Source organism: Streptomyces sp. NPDC046831, assembly GCF_040645305.1.
GTDB lineage: Bacteria > Actinomycetota > Actinomycetes > Streptomycetales > Streptomycetaceae > Streptomyces.
Window position 1 is genome coordinate 56051 of record NZ_JBEYXZ010000027.1, and the last position, 19393, is coordinate 75443.

Genomic DNA, 19393 nt, shown 5'->3' on the forward strand with positions numbered 1-19393 from the left:
CCCGGAACGCACCGCCGACGAGGAGGGCCCATGTCCGTAGCGCAGCTCGCCGCCGCGCCCCTCGGAGAGGCCGAACAGGTCTTCCCGCTGCCCCCAGCCCCCGAGGCCATACCCACCGTACGCCGTCGCGTGCGCCGGGTCCTCGGCGGCTGGAACCTGCCCGCGGACGTCGCCGACGACGTCCTGCTGGTGGTCTCCGAACTGCTCACCAACGCGCTCGTGCACGCCCTGCCCCCGGCCACGCTCGGGTTGTGGCGGGTCCTGGTGGACGGCATCGGCGCGGTGCACGTCGAAGTGACCGACCGCGGTCCCGCGGCCGGCGGGCGGATCCCCGCACCCGGCACCGGGGACGCGATCGACCCGGACGAGCACGGGCGCGGTCTGGGCATCGTCAACGCGCTGTCGGCGCGGTGCGGTGTGCGGGTGCTCCCCGGCGGGACCTGCCGGTGGGCCGAGGTGCTCGCCGGCTGAGCGCCTGCGGCGCCCGGCGGCGGGCGGGTCCTTCGGGCCCTGCCCACCGGACGCGTCCCGCGGCGGATCGGGGACCGTCCCCCGGCCGGACGTGCCGGGGGACGGTCGCGTACGCGCCAGGACGTCAGCGGGCCAGGGCCTCGAGGGTGGCGTCGAGGTCCGCCGTGCGGGGACGGTTGTGGGGCAGCCTCGACAGGACGGCCGCCATGCCGCAGGTGTCGGTGACGGCGGAGAAGACCAGACCGCCGCCGACGGCGGCGGACAGCCAGCGGGCGTGCCGGTAGCGGGTCCCCAGGGCGAGTCCGGCCGCCACGAGGGAACCCGCGACGAGCCGGACCTGGCGTTCCATGGGCCATGCGGCGCGGCCGCCGTCGCGGTGGACGGGGTGGCCCCGCTCGGCCCAGGCGGTGGTGCCGCCGGTGAGGGTGGTGGCGGGGATGTCGGCGGCGGCGAGCTGCCGGCAGGCCGCGGCGGAGCGCTGCCCGGAGGCGCAGACGACGAGCAGCTCACCGCGGGCGGCCGCGGCCTTGAGGGCGGGCAGGGCGGTGTGCAGGTGGTCGAGCGGGATGTTGTGGGCACCGGGTATGCGACCCGCGGCGTACTCGCCGGGGGTGCGCACGTCGATGACGGTGTACTCCGGCAGGCGCTCGGCGGCCTGGTCGGGATGGACGGCGGTGTCGGTGGTCATGAGCGGCGGGTTCCCTTCCTGCTCCCTTTCCAGGCGTCGACCTGAACGGCTGGTTATCATACCCCCCGGGGTATCCGGAGAGTCTGCGGGAGGTGGCCGGTGGAACTCGAGATGGCGGCCGACGAGCTGAAGGGCGTGCTCAACCGGCTGCGGCGGGCGCAGGGCCAGATCGCCGGGATCATCCGGATGATCGAGGACGGCCGGGACTGCGAGGACGTGATCACGCAGCTCGCGGCGGTCTCCCGGGCGCTGGACCGGGCCGGTTTCGCGATCATCGCGACGGGGCTCCAGCACTGCGTGGCCGAGGGCGGGCAGGGAGCCGGGGACCGGGAGCGGATGCGCGCCCGCCTGGAGAAGCTCTTCCTGTCGCTGGCGTGAGGCACGGCCGCCCTGCCGCCTCCCGCCGCCTCGCACCCCGGAGCGGGATCCTCGCCCGGGGCCGCCACGCGTCGAGGCCAGGCGGTGACCTGCCGAGCGAGCGCTGCCGCCGGTCCCGCACCACGTGGGCCCGTGACCGGACACGGCGGACGCCGGCGGCTCCGGCACCCGGCGGTGCCCGCATACGACGGCAGCGGACCGCGTCGCGGAGGGCACGTCCGGGACGGTGGGCCGGGGCTGACCCGCGCCGCCTCGCGTGGATCGCGACAGCCCCTCGTATGCGCATCGCGCCCTCCGCCCGCGGGCGGAGGGCGCGAAACCACGGCGGTGCCGCCGGTGACCGCCGCGGGTCGCCTCGCGGCGTGGCGACGGTGCCGTCCGGCCGGCCGGCCCGCGGGGACCGGCCCGGACGGCGTGTCACGTGATCAGACGAGGTCGAACCGGTCGAGGTTCATGACCTTGTCCCAGGCCGCGACGAAGTCCGTGACGAACTTCTCCCCGGCGTCGTCGCTCGCGTAGACCTCCGCGAGCGCCCGCAGCTCGGAGTTCGAGCCGAAGACGAGGTCGGCACGGGTGCCGGTCCACTTGACCTCGCCGGTGACGGCGTCGCGGCCCTCGAAGGTGCTCGCGTCCTCGGACGTCGCCCGCCACGTCGTGCCCAGGTCGAGCAGGTTGACGAAGAAGTCGTTGGTCAGCACCCCGGGGGTCGCGGTGAGGACGCCCAGCGGCGACTGCCGGTGGTTCGCGCCGAGGACGCGGAGGCCGCCGACGAGGACCGTCATCTCGGGGGCGCTCAGGGTGAGCAGGTTCGCCCGGTCGACCAGCAGGTACTCGGCCGGCAGCCGGTTGTCCTTGCCGAGGTGGTTGCGGAAGCCGTCCGCGGCCGGCTCCAGCGCGGCGAACGACTCCACGTCGGTCTGCTCCTGCGACGCGTCCACGCGCCCGGGCGTGAACGGGACCCGGACGTCGTGGCCGGCGTCCTGCGCGGCCTGCTCGACGGCCGCGCAGCCGGCGAGCACGATCAGGTCGGCGAGGGAGACGCGCTTGCCGCCCGTCCGGGCCGCGTTGAAGGACTCCTGGATGCCCTCCAGGGTGCGCAGCACGGTCGCCAGCTGGTCGGGGTCGTTGACCTCCCAGCCGCGCTGCGGCTCGAGACGGATGCGGGCGCCGTTGGCACCGCCGCGCTTGTCGCTGCCGCGGAAGGAGGAGGCCGAGGCCCACGCGGTGGAGACGAGCTGCGGCACCGTGAGGCCCGAGGCCAGCACCTGGGCCTTCAGGGCGGCGACGTCCTGGTCGTCGACGAGCTCGTGCGTCACCTCGGGCAGCGGGTCCTGCCACAGCAGCGTCTCGGCCGGGACCTCCGGACCGAGGTAGCGCACGATGGGGCCCATGTCGCGGTGGGTCAGCTTGAACCAGGCGCGTGCGAAGGCGTCCGCGAACGCGTCGGGGTCCTCCAGGAACCGCCGCGAGATCTGCTCGTAGACCGGGTCGAACCGGAGCGCGAGGTCCGTCGTCAGCATCGCCGGGGCGTGGGTCTTCGACGGGTCGTGGGCGTCGGGCACGGTGCCCGCGCCGGCGCCGTCCTTGGGCCGCCACTGGTGCGCGCCGGCGGGGCTCTCGAAGAGCTCCCACTCGTAGCCGAACAGGATCTCGAAGAAGCTGTTGTCCCACGTGGTCGGGGTGTTGGTCCACGTCACCTCGAGTCCGCTGGTGATCGTGTCGCCGCCCTTGCCGGTGCCGTAGGAGTTCCTCCAGCCCAGGCCCTGTTCCTCCAGCGGGGCGGCCTCGGGGTCGGGGCCCACGTGGTCCGCCGGGCCGGCGCCGTGGGTCTTGCCGAAGGTGTGGCCGCCCGCGATCAGGGCGACCGTCTCCTCGTCGTTCATCGCCATCCGGCGGAACGTCTCACGGATGTCGCGGGCCGCGGCGATCGGGTCGGGGTTGCCGTTCGGGCCCTCGGGGTTGACGTAGATCAGGCCCATCTGGACGGCGCCCAGGGGGTTCTCCAGCTCGCGGTCGCCGGAGTAGCGCGCGTCGCCCAGCCAGGTGGTCTCCGGGCCCCAGTACACGTCCTCCTCGGGCTCCCACACGTCCTCGCGGCCACCGGCGTAGCCGAAGGTCTTGAAGCCCATCGTCTCCAGTGCGACGTTGCCGGCCAGGATCATGAGGTCGGCCCAGGAGATGTTCTGGCCGTACTTCTTCTTGACCGGCCACAGCAGCCGCCGCGCCTTGTCGAGGTTCGCGTTGTCCGGCCAGCTGTTGAGGGGGGCGAAGCGCTGCTGGCCGGCGCCGGCGCCACCGCGGCCGTCGCTGATGCGGTAGGTGCCGGCGCTGTGCCAGGCCATGCGGACGATGAGGGGGCCGTAGTGGCCGAAGTCGGCGGGCCACCAGTCCTGGGAGGTCCTCAGGACCTCGGCGATGTCGCGCTTCACCGCGGGAAGGTCGAGGGAGGTGAACGCCGCCGCGTAGTCGAACTCCTCGCCGAGGGGGTTGGCCACGGCGGGGTTCTTGGCGAGGATCTTCAGGTTGAGCCGCTCCGGCCACCACTGGCGGTTACCGCCGCCCTGCGTCGGATGCAGGGCGCGCCCGTGCGCGACCGGGCAGCCACCGCCCTCCCCCTCCGTCTTCGGGTCGGTGACGATGGCCTCGTGGTTCTCGGACATGGGAATCCTTCCGGACTGCTGGATCACAACGCTCAGGAACTGCGGGTGGAGCAGGCGGGGCACAGGCCCCAGTAGACGACCTCGGCCTCGTCGATCGAGAAGCCGCGGTCGTCGGACGCGGTCAGGCAGGGGGCGTGGCCCACCGCGCAGTCGACGTCGGCGACGACACCGCACGACCGGCACACGAGGTGGTGGTGGTTGTCCCCGACGCGGCCCTCGTACAGGGCCGGACTGCCGGGGGGTTCGACCCGCCGCACGAGTCCCGCCGCGGTGAGCGCGTGGAGGGCCTCGTAGACGGCCTGCAGGGAGATGTGGCCCACGCGATCGCGCACCCCCGAGGCGATCGCCTCCACACCGAGGTGGCCGCCGGCCCGCACGGTCTCCAGGAGAGCGACGCGGGCGGCCGTCACGCGCAGGCCGACACCACGCAGCTCGTCGGCGGTGGTCGGAGTCCCGGATCCGGTCACCGCGCCAACGTAGCGGCACAAACACGAGCCGTTCAAGGAATTGAACGAATCCAATTCGGCTGATTGCTCGGCCAGTTGGCGGGGGCGGCCCGCACGTCCGGGGCGTGCCGGGGTCGGCGGGGGCGCGGGTGCCCCCGGCGGCGCGGGCACCGGCGGCGGCGTCGGGATGGCGGTCAGCCTTCTGCACCGGCGTGACGAGGAAGGTTCGGGGACGGTGCGGCGGACGCGTGCGGTGACGAGGCGTCACCGTCTCACCGTTCGCCCGACTTGATGCGGCGGCCCGTCGCCGCACCCCGGGAACGCCACAGGCCGCCCCGGGGGAGGGGGCGGCCCATGACGGTGGGGGCGGAGGGAAAGGGCCGGCGCGCACCGGTGCGGACCGCGGGTCGGCGCCCGCGGTCCGCACCGGCTTCCGGACGGCGTGCCGCCCAGGAGGTCAGCGCACCGCGTTCACCTTCTGCAGGGCCTTGGCGAGGCCGTTGACCCACAGCTGGTTGACGCGGGCCCGCTCGGTGGAGTTCGGGTAGCGGTTGGTGCAGGACGGGCCGGGGCCGCCGCCCGACATCAGCTCGCTGCACGGGCCGGTGTAGTGGTCGGGCAGGCCCAGCACGTGCCCGGTCTCGTGGGCGGTGACGCGGATCGAGTCGTACTGACGGTTCTGTGCGTAGTCGAGGAAGATGTAGCCGCTGCCGTGGCCGTCGGTGGAGGCGTAGGAGCCGCGCGAGTCGTTGCCCTCGTAGTAGCTGAAGTCGGCGCCGCCGGAGGTCGCCGCGAGCTTGACGTTCGACACGGAGCTGTTCCAGATCGAGGCGGCGCTCGATATCTGGGAGCGGAAGCTCGGCGCCTGGGAGGCGTTGTAGTAGACGGTGACCGCCGCGGTCAGGCTCGGGTTGGCCGCCCGCTTCCTGGCGACCGAGGCGAGCACGGCGTCGAAGAACGCCTTGTTGTCGGCGGCCTCCTCGGCGGAGCCGGCGTACCGTGCGGCCGCCGTCGGGGCGGAGCCGCTGGGCTGGGCGCTCGCCGGGACCGCGGTGCCCAGCGCGGCGGAGGCCAGACCGAGGCCGAGCGCGAGCGCCAGGAGTCTCCTGGAGGTCTTCGCGGAGCCGGAGGTCGTGTGGGACGACTTCATGTGGGGGCTCGTTCCTGTGGGGTGGTGAACGATTGATTGCTCAGGAGTCTCGGGCACGGAAACAGCCCGCGGATGATGGCAACTGGGGATAGCGCGGAGCTATCAGCAGCCGACTCGCCCGGTTCCGTTGGGATTTGAACATCTGGCGCGGCATCACATGCCGCACCTACGCTCCCCCCATGGAGCTCGAGGTGAGGCACCTGCGCGTTCTCTGCGTGATCGCGGACACCGGCAGCCTGCACAGGGCGGCGCGGGAACTGGGCCTGGCGCAGCCCTCGTTGAGCACCCAGCTGCGCCGTATCGAGCACGCCCTGGGCGGCCAGCTCTTCACCCGTGCGCGCACGGGCTGCCGTCCCACGCCACTGGGACACGCGGTGCTGAGCCGCGCCAGACCGCTGGTCGCCGAGCTCGCCGCCCTGGTCACCGCGACGAGGACGGCGGCGGCGCGCGCAGCCGGCGGCCCCCGGCTGCGCATCGGCGCCACCGCGAGCCGGGCCATCCCGGGCTGGCTGCGCCGGCTGCGGAGCCGGGTGCCCCCGACCGAGCCCACACTCCAGATGGACGTGTCCGCGAACGCCCTGCTGCGCATGGTCGCCGCGGGCCGGCTCGACCTGGCCTTCGTGCACGAGGTCGAGGGCTGCCCGCTGCGGATCCCGCCCGGGCTCTGCCTGCGCGTCCTGGTGGAGCGCGAGCCGCAGTTCGTCTCCCTCGCCGCCGACCATCCGGCGGCCGCGCGGCGAGAGGTGCGGCTCGCCGACCTCGCCGACGACCGCTGGATGGTCGACTCCACGGTGGACGGCGAATGGGACGTCCTCTGCCGCGTCCTGCGCGAGGCGGGGCTCGAGCCCGACATGCTCCACGGCGACTACCTCACCGCGTACTCCCTGGCCGCCATCGGGGAGGTGGTGACCGTCAGTCAGCCGACCGCACGGCCGCGCTCCGACCTCGCCATCCGGCCCCTGCAGGGCGACCCCATAGGCGTGCGGCTGCTGCTCGCGGCCCGCACCGAGACCGATCTCGACAACGGCTACGCCGAGTTGGAGGACGCCTACTGGGAGGCGGCCCGCCAGGCGCCCGCCTACCAGGAGTGGCTGGAGCGGGCCGGTGCGCCGGAGGCCTTCCGGGTGCCGGGCGCCCACGGGACACCGGTGGCGGACGAGAGCGCCCGGGCGGCGGTGTACGGCGGGCGCGTACCGGTCCGGGTGGAGCCGCGTGCGGGCGCACCGGCGCAGACGCACCGCATGGCGCGGGCCTGACGGCCGCCCCGTCGGCGGCCGGCGTCGGCCCACCGGCTTCCGGCCGTCGCCCGTCGCCGGGGGACACCCGGTGCCGCGTCCGCGGTCTCGGGGCCGCGACGCCTCAGCGCGGCACGGCGGAACCGGTCCCGCAGGACGGTCGGTTCAGGCCCGGCACGGCTGGGCGGGACCGGCTATGCCGCGCGCGCCCATTCCCGCGCCGCGCGTTCGGGCGCGGCCGGAGTGCGTGCGGGCAGTACCCGGTAGGTGGTCTTCGTCGGGTCGACGATGGGCTCACCGAACGTGATCCGGCCGCTCGTCTGCAGCGTGTCGCACTCGTCGGTCGGGAGGGCGACGTAGCAACCGCCCCTGCCCGTCGCGGAGTCGAACGGCTGCCAGTAGCCGTACCGGCGGCGTCCGTTCGCATGCACGGTGACGAAGACGGGGGTGCGGGGGTCGGAGATGATGCGCAGCAGGTCGGCGCCGGCCGGGCTGAGCTCGGGGCGGGTGCGGGGAGGGGACAGCAGCATGGTCGGCACGGTGCGACCGGGACCCTGGGAACCGCGGTACCGGTGGCTGGTGCGTGCCGGGGCAGCGGCCGTTCGGGGCCCCTCGTTCTTCCGGCGGGGCGCGGGCAGAAGGACGTCGAGGAGCTGCTGCTCGTCGGGCGTGGGCGGCATGAGCGGTGGCCTTCCGGGGCGAGGACTCGAGACCGCCTACCCCGTTCGGGGCCGGTGTTGATCTCTCTGCTCGGTATTGTTCACCACACCACTGACAATGAGGAGTCGCTTTCCTGCGGCGCGCGACGCCACAGCATGATTTCGGCCAGGGCCGTGGGAGGAGAACGCGCTGGCAGGACGGTGTTCGAGGGGCCTCTCGGCGCCCGGCGTACGGTGCGCGGGACACACCACCGCCCACCTGCCGCGGGCGGCCGTACCGCGGACGGCTCGTCCGCACCTTCGCTCCGTACGCCAGTTCGTAAGCGGCGCATCGCGCAACTCGGCAAGATCGCTACGCACGAGGCGCGTAGACGCCCCCCTGGGCCGCTCCTCTGGTCCACCGATCCACCGGACCACCGGACCACTCCGGTCCACGGGGCAGGGAGTCGCCGGGGTACCCGGCCGCGCGCGACGGGCGACAGTCGGCGGGCGGCAGGCGGCAGGCGGCAGGCGGCAGGCGGCACGCGGCGGTGTCCTCGCCGTACGGAAGGAACGGTCCGGTGGCCGGGCCGGGCATCGTCCCACGGGGGCGGGCGGGTCGACCGAGCCATCACCGCTCCCCCGCTGCTGCCGTCCGCGTCCGTCGGAGCGCTGGTGCCGCTGCCGCGTTCCCACGCCACCGGCCCCGCCGGGCGGCCGCCCCCGCGCAGACGCCGAGCCGCCCGCACACGCCGAGCCGCCCGCGCCTGCCGAGCCGCGCGGGCGGCTGACCGTGTTCCATGCCGGCACGCCGGGCCCCTTCGCCCGCGGCGGCGGGGTCAGTCTCCGGTCGTCTTGTCCACCAGCGCGCTGTACGCCAGTTGCAGCGTGTCCGCCACGGCCAGGGCGGCGAGGGCGCCCATGGCGGTGCGCGTCGCCCGCGGCCAGAGCAGCTGGCCGGCGGTCAGGGTGGAGGCCACCCAGACACTCATGCAGAACGGGCAGGTGATCAGCTCGCCGACGGTTTCCCGGCCGTCCTCGGACTTCCCCTCCTCGTGCAGTTCCGCCGGGCCCTGCGGACCGACGTACCGCGTGAAGGGGGCTCGCAGCGGGCTGGTCACCGACGCCTTGGTCAGCAGCCGACTGAGCCGGAACGTGGCCACCGACATCAGGACCACGTCCCACGGCTCGGGCCGCTCGGGCAGTGGGCGCCCGCGGAGCCGTACCGCCGTGGCCCAGGCCGTGGTGTACGCCGTGAATCCGGCCAGCGCGGCGAGGTAGCCGCCGAGTGGCCGTTCGTGCCCGGCGGAGTAGCCCCGCTGCGTGCGCCGCAGAACCTTCTGCAGACGCTGTGCGAGGCGGTTGTCAGTGGCTGTGCTCATTGAACCGTACCCGTCCCTGTCCCGGCCGGCGCGCGGCCCGTCTCCGGCCGCTGTCCGCTTGCTCTTCCCCCGTGCGGTGGGAGTGGCCGCACCGCTGTCGGGAGCACCTCGTCGACGTGGCCGGCGCCGGAGGCCCGGGGTGGCCGGCCGCCGTCCCCCCAGGAAGTGGCTGCCTGGCGTGGTGCTCATGGTCGGGCGGGTCCCCGCCTGCCGGGACGCCAAACGGAGGGGCACACGGGCACGCGGCGGCCCCTCCCCTGCCGGACGGCCCGGCAGCCGCGGCGGTCCGTCGCCTCGACGGACACGGGGCGCGCCCGCGCCGGCCGCCGGCCACTCGTGGCGGCGGCCCGCCCTGCGGGTCCGTGACGCGGTGGCCTTCGGGCGGGCCTTCGGCCGGTGCGCCGTCCGCGGCCGGTCGGAGCAGCCGTGTGTTCCGCCGTGTGCCTGAACCGCTGCCACCCCCGCTCCCCCGGCGGCGTGTCCGGGTACAGAAGCCCTGGTCGTCCCCGTCTCCACGGGGCACGGCCCGCGGATGTCTCCCGCCCGCCTGCCGGGATCCCGGCAGGCCGCGCGGCCTCGGCGGCGCCGCGGCGGGGGCGCCGCGGCGGGGGCACACGTCCTCGGCGCCGGCCGACGCCGGGCGGTCCTGGAGCGGGCTCCGGCGGACAGCGTGACCTGGGCGGCGTCAGGGCTGGAGCAGCGCCTTGATCGCACGCCGCTCGTCCATGGCCTTGTAGGCCTCGGCGACCTGCTCCAGCGGCAGGGTGAGGTCGAAGACCTTCCCCGGGTTGATCCGGCCGGAGAGCACCCGATCGATCAGGTCCGGCAGGTACGCGCGCACGGGGGCCGGGCCGCCGCGCAGGCCGACGTGGGAGGAGAACAGTTCCTCGCCGTCCACCGCCACGCCGTGGGGGACGCCGACGAAGCCGACGTTGCCGCCGGGCCGCGTCGAGTGCAGCGCCTGCCGCATGGACTCCTGGGTGCCCACGCACTCCAGGACGCGGTCCGCGCCGATGCCGCCGGTGAGCTCCTTGATACGGGCGACACCCTCCTCGCCGCGCTCGGCGACGATGTCGGTCGCGCCGAACTCGCGGGCCAGGCGCTGACGGGGCTCGTGCCGGGACATGGCGATGATCCGCTCGGCGCCCAGTTCCCTGGCGGCAATGACCGCGCACAGGCCGACCGCGCCGTCGCCGACCACGACGACCGTGTCACCGGGCCGGACCTCGGCGGCGACCGCCGCGTACCAGCCGGTGCCCATCACGTCGGAGCAGGCCAGCAGCCCGGCGACGTGCTCCTCGGCGGGCTGGTCGGGGGTGGCGACCAGGGTGCCGTCGGCCAGCGGGATCCTGATGCGTTCGGACTGGCAGCCCTCGGCGCCGACGAGCTCGCGGTGCAGGCAGCTGCTCTGGTAGCCGTTCCGGCAGTTCGCGCAGGTGTTGTCGGAGGCGAAGAACGAGCCGATGACGAACTGGCCCGGCTTGACGGTGCGCACGTCGCTGCCGACTTCCTCGACGACGCCGACGTACTCGTGGCCGAACGGGGTGGGCCCGTCGACCGGGTTGATGCCGCGGTAGTCCCACAGGTCGGAGCCGCACACACAGGTGGCGGCGGTGCGGATGACCGCGTCGGTCGGGTTGATGATCTCCGGGTCGTCGCGCTCCTCGAAGCGCACGTCCCGGGGAGCGTAGAGAACAGCTCCGCGCATGATGACGTTCCTTACGGGTGAATCGGTGGTGTACGTGAGTCAGCGGCGGGTGCTGGTGCGCGGGCCGCCGTACGTGGCGTCGCTGACGTGTTCGAGCCAGTCGACCTCGTCCGTCCCTCCCACAGCGCGATGTGCGTCATGAGGTGGTCCGGGGCGGCGCCGTGCCAGTGCTCCTCGTGCGGCGGTGTCCAGATCACATCGCCCGGACGGGCTTCGAGCATCTCACCGCCGCGGGACTGGATCAGGGCGATCGGGCGATGCCCTCGACGATGCAGAGGGTCTGCCCCCAGCCCGTGGCTGTGCCAGGCGGTGCGGGCGCCGGGAGCGAAGCGCACCGCGTTCGCCGCGGCCCGGGAGGGCTCCTCGCCGCGGTGGACGACATCGGCCCGGGCGTCGCCGGTGAACCACTCGGCGGGCAGCTCCATCGTCGGCTGCTTGGTCAAAGTTCCATGATCAGCGCATCTCCCTTTCGACGAGCCGCGGGTCAGGCGGCGTCCCGCTCGTCGGTGATCTTCTTGAGCTGAGTGATCGCGGTCATGGCGTTCGGCCAGCCGGCGTAGAAGGCCAGGTGCGTGATCGCCTCGGAGAGTTCTTCCACGCTCAGCCCGTCGTCCAGGGCCACGCGGAGGTGGTGGCCGAGCTGCTCCCCGCGGTAGAGCACGGTGAGAGCGGTCACGGTCACCAGGCTACGGTCACGCGGGGACAGTCCGGGCCGCTCCCAGACGTCACCGGAGAGGACGTCGTCGGTGACCTCCACGAGTCCGGGTGCGATTGCGGCCGGCTCCTGGGGCGCGGACTGCTGCGGCACAGGGGCAACTCCTTGATCGGAGCGGGAGGACCGGCCGGGACCACCGTCCGGCGGGGGCGGCCTCGGGGCAGCCGCCGCCCGTCCGCGTCCCGCCCGGTCCCGTGGGCGTCGGCCGGTTCCGTGTCGAGCCGTCGGGATCGCCGTCGCGCCGCCCGGTGGACCGAGGCAGCCGACCACCCCGCCCACGACCTGCCGCCCTTCCGTCCTGAGCGAGGCGGGCGCGGCCGCACGCCGTACGCGTCACACGGTTCGGCGCACCTTCGCGAGGTGGCCGGCGATCGCGTCGAGCACGGTGTCGCCGCGGACGGCGGAGGCGCGGCGGCGATCTCGTCGTGGGTGACGGGGGCTGCCCGGCTGGTGGGTGTCCGTCTCCTCAGCGCGCCCGAAGGTGATCCGGTACCGGTCGCCGCCGAACGGGACCAGCATGGACCAGTAGCCGCCGGCATGACGGGTCGGGGTGCTCATGTGCCCCGCCTGCCGCGGCACCAGCGACGAGGCAGCGGACCGCCGGAGGTCGGCCAGCACCGCCTGGTGGGTCCCGGGCCGCCCGGGGAACGGCAGGCCGAGCAGCTTCCGTACCGTGCTCTGCCCGCCGTCGCACGCCACCAGGTAGCGCGCCCGCACCCGCACACCGTCCGTCGTCACGACGACACCGCCGTCGTCCGACTCGACGCGGACGGTGTCGGCGAGGCGGACGCCGGCGCCGGTGGTCCTGCCTTGTCTCAGACCGCCTCGGTCGCGGAGTCGTTCACGGTGCGGGCCACGCCCCGACCGGCGGTGCGGCCAGCCCGGCCAGGTGGTGCAGCGAGTTGGTGAGGTGCTCGGGGCCGAACGGCGGGAACCGGATGTACTCCCGGATGAACGGCGGCACCGCCGACCAGTCGTAGGTGAGCGTGACCTCCGTCGCGGACGGACCGAGCGGCGTCAGGTCGTAACGCCAGGCCCACCCGCCGAACTCCAGCCGGCCGTCGTCCTTCTCCTGCCCGGTCAGCCAGCCGATGGCGCGCGGCGGGTCGAGCACCTGCACCTTGTTGGCCACCCGGTAGTCACCGTCCGGATGGTTGGCGTGATGCATGTCCATCCGGAAGACCTGGCCCACCTCGGTCAGCGGTGCGCGGTCGACCGGCGCCCGCACCCAGCCGGTGCCGTCGATCCTGGGATGGGTCGCCGGGTCCGCCAGCACCTCGAACACCCTCGCGGCGGGCGCGGCGACCGTCAGGGCCGCGCCCACGTTCTCGTCGGCCATGGTGTGCACGCTCCTCGTCATCTCGTGCCGGCGCCTCCGCGGGGGCGGAGGGGGGATGTCGTTCCCACCATGGAGACGGCACGGCGAGGCGGAACTCATCGGTCGTGGCGGGCGGGATCCGCCCGTCGGGCAGCTCTGCCCCTCCGCGCATCGCCGGACGGCGTTCTTGTGGGCCGGGCGGCGGTCGATCTGCTGTCGCCCAGATCGAGGGCGGCCAGAACCACCCCGGCGAGCTCCTCCCGGAACTCGTGGCGCGCGGCGCGACCGCGCAGGCGGTGGGCAGCTAACCGACACCGTCCCGCAGGGCGCGTGCCACGGCCTCTTCGACCGGAGTGAGCGGGAGGTCCGGGGAGAGGCGCTCCGGGTGGCCCGGCGGCGGGCCGGCCAGCGGCGGCGGCGCGGGGGTGTCCACGGACGCGTGCGGGGACGAGGGCGCGGGCGGTGGCTGGAGGGTCCACAGCTGTCCGAAGGCGACCAGGCTTTCGTACACGCCGCGGAGGAGACGGACGACGAAGGTGCGCATGCCGGCAAGCGTCCCAACGTCCGCCTAAGCGAGACCAAAGCGGTGTGGGGAAGGCTGGGCCGTGGTGTCCGGAAGGCTCCGAACCGGCGTGGTTCCATGGGCGGTTATCGGCCAAACGCCGTCACGTACGTAGTTCCACTGATGCGCGGACAGCGGCGCGGACGCGAGTGTGCTCTCCAGATCACAACCGACTTCCCCTATCGCAGGAGGTGTCGATGCGTTACGAACTACTGGGCCCGCTGCGCGTCACGAACGGACAGGACCATTTCACCCTCAGTGCCCCCAAGATGGAGACCCTCCTCGCCCTGCTGCTCACGAGCGCCGGGCAGAGTGTCACCAAGGACCAGCTGATCACCGAGTTGTGGGGGACGCGCCCGCCGCGCCGTGCGGCCGCGGCCGTCCATGTCTACGTCTCGCAGCTGCGCAAGTTCCTCGTCCGTGCGGGCGACACCGAAGGACGGGCCATCGCCACCACCCCGGCCGGCTATCTGCTGCGGCGCGGAGGGGCGGGGCTCGACGTGGACGACTTCCAGGAGGCCATGCGGACCGGCCGCGAGCACCAGCACGCGGGCCGCCACGAACGGGCGTCGAGGGAGTTCGACCGGGCTCTCGCCCTCGTCCGCGGCCCGGTGCTGGCCGGCACGGCTGAAGGCACCGCGCTGGCCTCGTTCAGCACTTGGGTCGAGGAGGAGCGCCTGGCCTGCCTGGAACTGCTGGTGGACGCCCGTACCGCGCTCGGCCGGCACCGTGAGGTGATCAGCCTGCTGTCCCGGCTGACCGCGCAGTACCCGCTGCGCGAGGCGTTCTACCGGCAGCTGATGCTGGTGCTGTACCGCTCGGAGCGGCAGGCCGAGGCGCTGCAGGTGTACCGCTCCGCGCAGCGGGTGCTGCGGGCCGAACTGGGCCTGGAGCCTTGCCGTTCGCTGCGCCGCATGCACCAGGCGATCCTGACCTCCGACCGGCACCTCGACCTCCCGCTGGCGAGCTGAGATGGCCTTCGGAACCGGTGTACGGTCCGGTGCGGACGCCCGTTGGCTGCGCCCGCTGCGGCTCGGCCGCGACACTGCGGCCACCCTGGTCTGTTTCGCGCACGCGGGCGGTGCGGCCGGGTACTGGCAGCCGCTCGCGGCAGCGCTGCCGCCCCGGGTGGAGGTGCTGGCCGTGCAGTACCCGGGCCGCCAGGACCGGCACCGGGAGCCCGCCGTCGAGGACCTGCACCGGCTGGCCGAGACGATCGCCGGCGTCCTGACGGAAAGCCCCCGCGTCACCGGCGCCCCTTGGGCGTTCCTCGGCCACAGCATGGGCGCGTCGGTGGCGTACGAGACCGCCGCGCTGCTGTCCCGGAACGACGACGGCCCCGGCGCGCTGTTCGTGTCCGGCCGCCGGGCCCCGTCCCGGCCGCGGCGTGGCACCGAGTTCTTCCACGACGACCACGCGCTGCTCGACAAGGTCCGCCGGCTCGGCGGCACCGGCACACGCCTCCTGGACGACGCGGACCTACGGGAGTTGATCCTGCCCGCCCTGCGGGCCGACTACCGTGCCGTGGCAGCCTACTCGGGCACCCCCGGGGCACCGCTGTCGTGTCCCGTGGTGGCGCTCGCCGGCGCCGCTGACACCGAGGCGTCCGTCGACGACGTCGCCGCGTGGGCCCAACACACCACGGGACCCTTCGAGTTGCGGGTGTTCGAGGGTGGGCACTTCTTTCTCGCCGACCAGTGGGAGGCCGTGGCGCGGCTGGTCGGGTCGCGGCTGCCCGGCGGGCCGGTGTGAGCGGCGCGCCGGGCGGCAGCCTGCTCGCCATCAGCGACCTGCATGTCGCCTTCGACGACAACCGTGCGGTGACCGAGGCGCTGTGGCCCGAGCACGACGACGACTGGCTGATCGTCGCCGGGGACACCGGGGAGATCGTCTCGGACGTCGTCTGGGCGCTGGAGCTGCTGAGCAAGCGGTTCGCGAAGGTGGTGTGGGTGCCCGGCAACCACGAGCTGTGGACGCACCGGCTCGATCCGGTCACGCTGCGCGGCGAGGGGCGCTACCGCCATCTGGTGGATGTCTGCCGGGAGTTGGGGGTCGTCACGCCCGAGGACCCGTACCCGGTGTGGCACGGCGAGGGGGGCCCGGTGACCGTGGCACCGCTGTTCCTGCTGTACGACTACACGTTCCGGCAGCCGGGCGCGCGCACCAAGCAGGAGGTGCTGGCGCGGGCGCACGCCAACGGGGTGGTGGCCGCCGACGAAGCACTGCTGCACCCGGACCCGTACCCGTCGCTCGACGTCTGGTGCCGGGCCCGGCTCGACGCGACCGCGGCCCGCCTCGACGCGCTGGACCCGCAGGTACGGACCGTCCTGGTGAACCACTTCCCGCTGGTGCGCGAGCCCACCCGGATCCTGCGCCACCCCGACTTCGCGGCCTGGTGCGGCACCGAGGCGACCCGGGACTGGCACCTGCGCTACCGGGCAGCGGCGGTGGTGTACGGGCATCTGCACATTCCGCGCACCACCTGGCACGACGGGGTCCGCTTCGAGGAGGTGTCCGTGGGCTATCCACGAGAGTGGCGCGCCCGCGCCCGGCCGTCCGGCGCACCGCGCCGCATCCTGCCCGCGCCGCCGGGAGGACCGCGATGATCCGCGAACTGCTGCCGCCGGGCACGGAGGTGGCGGAGGTGTACGGCGACCCGCCGCAGGCCCGGCTGCATCCGGGCGAGGAGCCGCTGGTGGCGCACGCCGTGGAGTCCCGGCGCCGCGAGTTCACGACCGTACGCCACTGCGCGCGCACGGCCCTGGCCCGGTTCGGGTTCGCCGGGGCGCCGCTGCTGCCGGGCCGCCGTGGCGCGCCGCGGTGGCCGGACGGGATCGTCGGGAGCATGACGCACTGCGCCGGATACCGGGCCGCGGCGGTGGCGCGGGCGTCGGCCACGGCCGCGCTCGGCATCGACGCGGAGCCCGATCTGCCGCTGCCGGCGGGCATGCTGGAGACGGTGTCGCTGCGCGAGGAGCGGGCGCGGATGCCGCGGCTGCGCGCCGCCGTGCCCCAGATCTCCTGGGACCGGCTGCTGTTCAGCGCCAAGGAGGCCGTCTACAAGGCGTGGTTCCCGCTGACCGGGCGGCTGCTGGACTTCCCGGAGGCGGACCTCGTGTTCGCGGTGCCGCCGTCCGGGGCCCGCCAGGGCACGTTCCAGGCCCGGCTCCTGGTGCCGGGCCCGCTGGTCGGCGGGCGGCCGGTCGCCGTGTTCGAGGGACGCTGGGCGGCCGCCGGCGGGCTGCTCGCCTCCGCCGTGGTGGTCGCTCAGCCGGCGACGGCCATCAGCCGGACCAGCGCGGCCTTCGAGTCGACCCCCAACTTGCTGTAGATCCGGGTCAGATGGACGTCGACGGTCCGGGGGCTGACGCTCAGCCGCTCGGCGATGTCCTTGGACTTGAAGCCCTGACCGGCCAGGTCCGCGACCTCCCGCTCGCGCACGGTCAGGTCGGCGAGCAGCGCGGTGCCGCGGCCCGCCCCGGCCCGGGCCCGGCGCGCCAGCTGCCGGGCCCGTACGCCCGCCGGGGTCTCGGCGCCGAGGAGCTCCACCGCGTCCTCGTAGGTGCGGGCCGCCTCCTCGGCCCGGCCGCGCTGGGCCAGCAGGTGGCCGCGGGCCAGCAGAGCGTGACCGCTCTGCTCGGGCAGTCCGATCCCGGCGGCGGCCTCGGCGGCGTGCTCGGCCCACTGGGCGATGTCCGCCTCCTTGTCGCGCCCTCCGATCAACAGCGCGGCGGCAGCGAGGAGTTCGTAGCCGCGGGCGGCGAGGACCGGCACCGGTTCGGACACCCGCCAGGCGGCGCCGGCCGGCAGCAGCAGCGACAGGGCGCGCTCCCCGTCGCCGCGGGCCAGGGCGGCCTCGGCGTGCAGCAGCGCGTTGAGCGGGGTCCGCGGCACCTGCTCGGTGGGGGCCGCGGCGGCCGGGTCGCGGCCCAGTTGGGCGGCGCCGCCCAGCTGGGCGAGTGCGGCGGAGATGACGGCGGCGGCGAGACCGGCCTGGTCGGTGCGGCCGACGGCCCGGCCGATGGTGCGGGCCTCCTGGGCGGCGTCGAGGGCGTCGGCCATGCGGCCGCTCTGGTAGTGCGCGTAGGACAGGGTGTTGAGCATCGGCGCCAGCAGGTGGTCGTCGCCGTTCTCCCGGACGAGCGGCACGGCGCGCTCGATGTGGCCGAGGGCCGCGCCGTGCCGGCCCATGAGGGACTCGGCCCAGCCGAGCGTCAGCAGGTGCACGGCGGTGGCGGCCGTGGTGTCGACGGAGTCGAGGAGTTGGGCGGCGGCGCCGAGGCGGGCCTCCGCGGTGCAGATGTCGCCGGTGAGCACGGCGCACAGGCCGTGCAGGGCGAGCGCGCCGCCTGCGGCGGCCGCGTCGGCGTCGCGGGTGCCGCGCACCAGGGTCTCGATGTCGGAACGGGCCGGCAGTGATCCGGCGAGCACCTGGACCAGGCGCAGTTGCACCTGGAACGCCGCGGCCTGCCGGGGGCCGGTGTCCGCCGCGCGTGAGAGGTGGGCGGCGATCAGGCTGCGCGCCTCGTCGGCGTGGCCCAGTCCGCCGTAGACGCCGGCCAGGAACGCGACGTCGGCCGCGCGGTCGGTGGCCGCCGCGGGGGACGCGAGGTAGCCGCGGCCGAGGGTGCGGATGCTCTCCACCGCGCCCCGGGCGGCGAGCGCCCGGACGACGGAGCGCCACAGTTCCGGTGTGCCGTCGGGGGCCGTGCCCTTCGCGCCGAGCGTCAGGGTCAGCCAGTGCGCCGCGTCCTCCACGCGTCCCAGGTGCAGAGCGGCGCGGGCGGCCTCGGCGAGTGCGGCGAGGTCGGCCGCGGAGGGGCTGGTGCCGGCCCGCTCGATGTGCGGGGCGAGTTCGACGGGCGGGGCGCCGAGCGCGGCGAGCCGGTGCGTGGCCCGGCGGTGGGCGCCGGCCCGCCAGCAGGCGTCGGACTCCGCGTACAGGGCCCGGCGGATGAGCGGGTGCCGGAAGGCGAGCCGGCCGGTGGTGGCGGTGCGCACGAGGTCGCGGCGGCGCAGGGCGCCGAGCGCCCGGCAGGCGGTGTCACGGTCGAGGGCGGCGACCTCGGCGACTCCGTCGACGTCGAAGGTGTCGCCGAGAACCGCCGCCGCGTACAGGGCGGTCCGCTCGGTGTCGTCGAGGTGCGCCGTCTCGGTGAGCAGGCGCGCCGTCAGGGTGCTCGCGGCTTCACTGTCCGGGGTGCCGGGGGCGGTCTCGGCGAGGGCCGTGAGGTAGAGGGGGTTGCCGGAGGCGCTGGCGTGCAGTGCCTCCAACTCCTCGGTGCGGCACGCCCCTTGGAGGAGGTGAGCGCTCTGGGTGACGGTGAGGGGTTCGAGCCGCACCGGTTCGACCGCGCCGAGTTCGAGGCCCTGCTGCAGTACGGCGCGCAGCGCCACGGGGGTCTGGCGCGGCCGGTGCGCGACGACCACGGTCAGTCCGCTGGTGACGGGCCAGCGCACCAGCATGTCGAGGAGTTCGACGGAGCCGATGTCGCTCCAGTGGGCGTCGTCGAGCAGCAGGAGCAGTCCGTGGTCGGTGGCGGCGACGCAGGCGGCGAGCAGGGTGCGCAGGTCGGCGTAGAAGCGGCAGCGGCCGGTGAAGTCGGTGCGCCGGTGCCCGGTGGGCGGGTCGGCCAGGGCGCGCACGAGGGCGGCGGCCGGGTGCGGGGCGGTGCCACCGGAACCGGGGAACCAGTTGCCGAACGCTTCGAGGAACGGCTGGAAGGGGACGTCCGCGTGGCTCTCCGCGGCGGTGCCGCGCACCACGGTCAGGCCGCGGGCGCGGGCCTCCTGGGCGAGGGCGGTCAGCAGCCGGGTCTTGCCGGCGCCGGGGTCACCGCCGACCTCCATGACACCGCCCCGGCGGACCGCGCACTGGTCCACCGCGGCCAGCAGCCGCTGCAGTTCGGCGCTCCGCACCGTGAACGGCGCGGAGGTCCGTATTCGGGTCGTGGTGGTGGTCACGTCTGACGTCCCTTTCCCCCGGGCCCCGCGGACACGGTCTCAAGGGCGCGTTGCACCCGAGACGGCGCACGGGACGAC

At 74.6% G+C, this 19393-nt stretch carries 19 protein-coding genes; 7 read left to right on the forward strand and 12 right to left on the reverse strand.

Translation table 11 applies throughout. The annotated features are described in order from the left end of the window. The first annotated feature begins 30 nt into the window (after positions 1-30). Positions 31-471, forward strand: a complete 441-nt coding sequence (locus ABZ920_RS22105) for an ATP-binding protein (protein ID WP_361507548.1) — start codon at positions 31-33, stop codon at positions 469-471. A 124-nt stretch (positions 472-595) separates the two neighbouring features. Here ABZ920_RS22105 and ABZ920_RS22110 read toward each other — a convergent pair whose 3' ends face one another. Next, positions 596-1159: a rhodanese-like domain-containing protein gene (locus ABZ920_RS22110; RefSeq protein WP_361507551.1), complete on the reverse strand. Its 564-nt coding sequence runs from the start codon at positions 1157-1159 to the stop codon at positions 596-598. A gap of 99 nt (positions 1160-1258) precedes the next feature. On the opposite strand from ABZ920_RS22110, the gene ABZ920_RS22115 reads away from it, so the two are divergent. Continuing rightward, complete coding sequence (locus tag ABZ920_RS22115; protein ID WP_361507554.1) at positions 1259-1537, forward strand: metal-sensitive transcriptional regulator; 279 nt, start codon at positions 1259-1261, stop codon at positions 1535-1537. A 425-nt stretch (positions 1538-1962) separates the two neighbouring features. On the opposite strand, the gene katG is transcribed toward ABZ920_RS22115, so the two are convergent. The 3 genes from katG to snpA form a co-directional block, all read right to left on the reverse strand. Next, positions 1963-4197: a catalase/peroxidase HPI gene (gene katG / locus ABZ920_RS22120; RefSeq protein ID WP_361507557.1), complete on the reverse strand. Its 2235-nt coding sequence runs from the start codon at positions 4195-4197 to the stop codon at positions 1963-1965. A gap of 32 nt (positions 4198-4229) precedes the next feature. Then, the gene (locus ABZ920_RS22125; RefSeq protein WP_361507560.1) at positions 4230-4664 is read right to left on the reverse strand and encodes a Fur family transcriptional regulator; all 435 of its coding nucleotides are present in this window, start codon (positions 4662-4664) and stop codon (positions 4230-4232) included. A gap of 436 nt (positions 4665-5100) precedes the next feature. Further along, positions 5101-5793 (reverse strand): snapalysin, encoded by a 693-nt coding sequence (gene snpA / locus ABZ920_RS22130; RefSeq protein ID WP_361507563.1) that lies wholly within the window; start codon positions 5791-5793, stop codon positions 5101-5103. Positions 5794-5972: 179 nt separating this feature from the next. On the opposite strand from snpA, the gene ABZ920_RS22135 reads away from it, so the two are divergent. Further along, the gene (locus ABZ920_RS22135) at positions 5973-7049 is read left to right on the forward strand and encodes a LysR family transcriptional regulator (RefSeq protein WP_361507566.1); all 1077 of its coding nucleotides are present in this window, start codon (positions 5973-5975) and stop codon (positions 7047-7049) included. Between the two features lie 173 nt (positions 7050-7222). On the opposite strand, the gene ABZ920_RS22140 is transcribed toward ABZ920_RS22135, so the two are convergent. The 7 genes from ABZ920_RS22140 to ABZ920_RS22170 form a co-directional block, all read right to left on the reverse strand. Next, positions 7223-7558 (reverse strand): hypothetical protein, encoded by a 336-nt coding sequence (locus ABZ920_RS22140; RefSeq protein ID WP_361507568.1) that lies wholly within the window; start codon positions 7556-7558, stop codon positions 7223-7225. A gap of 947 nt (positions 7559-8505) precedes the next feature. After that, positions 8506-9048 (reverse strand): DUF1360 domain-containing protein, encoded by a 543-nt coding sequence (locus tag ABZ920_RS22145; RefSeq protein ID WP_361507570.1) that lies wholly within the window; start codon positions 9046-9048, stop codon positions 8506-8508. Positions 9049-9733: 685 nt separating this feature from the next. Further along, positions 9734-10756, reverse strand: a complete 1023-nt coding sequence (locus tag ABZ920_RS22150) for a zinc-dependent alcohol dehydrogenase family protein (RefSeq protein WP_361507572.1) — start codon at positions 10754-10756, stop codon at positions 9734-9736. Positions 10757-11240: 484 nt separating this feature from the next. Then, positions 11241-11564 carry a carboxymuconolactone decarboxylase family protein gene (locus ABZ920_RS22155; RefSeq protein WP_361507575.1) on the reverse strand — a complete coding sequence of 108 codons (324 nt, stop codon included), beginning with the start codon at positions 11562-11564 and terminating at the stop codon, positions 11241-11243. A 240-nt stretch (positions 11565-11804) separates the two neighbouring features. Continuing rightward, a complete protein-coding gene (locus ABZ920_RS22160; RefSeq protein WP_361507578.1) occupies positions 11805-12209 on the reverse strand; it encodes an FAD-dependent monooxygenase in 405 nt (134 codons plus the stop codon). Positions 12210-12312: 103 nt separating this feature from the next. Beyond that, a complete protein-coding gene (locus ABZ920_RS22165; RefSeq protein ID WP_361507581.1) occupies positions 12313-12810 on the reverse strand; it encodes an SRPBCC domain-containing protein in 498 nt (165 codons plus the stop codon). A 283-nt stretch (positions 12811-13093) separates the two neighbouring features. Continuing rightward, positions 13094-13333 carry a DUF6059 family protein gene (locus ABZ920_RS22170; protein ID WP_361507584.1) on the reverse strand — a complete coding sequence of 80 codons (240 nt, stop codon included), beginning with the start codon at positions 13331-13333 and terminating at the stop codon, positions 13094-13096. Between the two features lie 215 nt (positions 13334-13548). Here ABZ920_RS22170 and ABZ920_RS22175 point away from each other — a divergent pair, with 215 nt between their 5' ends. The 4 genes from ABZ920_RS22175 to ABZ920_RS22190 are packed head-to-tail and all read left to right on the forward strand — an operon-like array spanning position 13549 to position 16682. Continuing rightward, on the forward strand, positions 13549-14322 hold the full coding sequence (locus ABZ920_RS22175; protein WP_361507587.1) for an AfsR/SARP family transcriptional regulator: 774 nt from the start codon (positions 13549-13551) through the stop codon (positions 14320-14322). 1 nt (position 14323) lies between these two features. Further along, positions 14324-15103 carry an alpha/beta fold hydrolase gene (locus ABZ920_RS22180; protein WP_361507590.1) on the forward strand — a complete coding sequence of 260 codons (780 nt, stop codon included), beginning with the start codon at positions 14324-14326 and terminating at the stop codon, positions 15101-15103. Beyond that, positions 15100-15957 carry a metallophosphoesterase gene (locus ABZ920_RS22185; protein ID WP_361507593.1) on the forward strand — a complete coding sequence of 286 codons (858 nt, stop codon included), beginning with the start codon at positions 15100-15102 and terminating at the stop codon, positions 15955-15957. The genes ABZ920_RS22180 and ABZ920_RS22185 overlap by 4 nt, the downstream gene beginning before the upstream one ends. Further along, on the forward strand, positions 15954-16682 hold the full coding sequence (locus tag ABZ920_RS22190; protein WP_361507595.1) for a 4'-phosphopantetheinyl transferase superfamily protein: 729 nt from the start codon (positions 15954-15956) through the stop codon (positions 16680-16682). Before ABZ920_RS22185 ends, ABZ920_RS22190 begins: the two co-directional genes overlap by 4 nt. On the opposite strand, the gene ABZ920_RS22195 is transcribed toward ABZ920_RS22190, so the two are convergent. Continuing rightward, positions 16619-19315, reverse strand: a complete 2697-nt coding sequence (locus ABZ920_RS22195; RefSeq protein WP_361507598.1) for an AAA family ATPase — start codon at positions 19313-19315, stop codon at positions 16619-16621. The two genes, ABZ920_RS22190 and ABZ920_RS22195, sit on opposite strands and share 64 nt — an antisense overlap. Between the last annotated feature and the right edge of the window lie 78 nt (positions 19316-19393).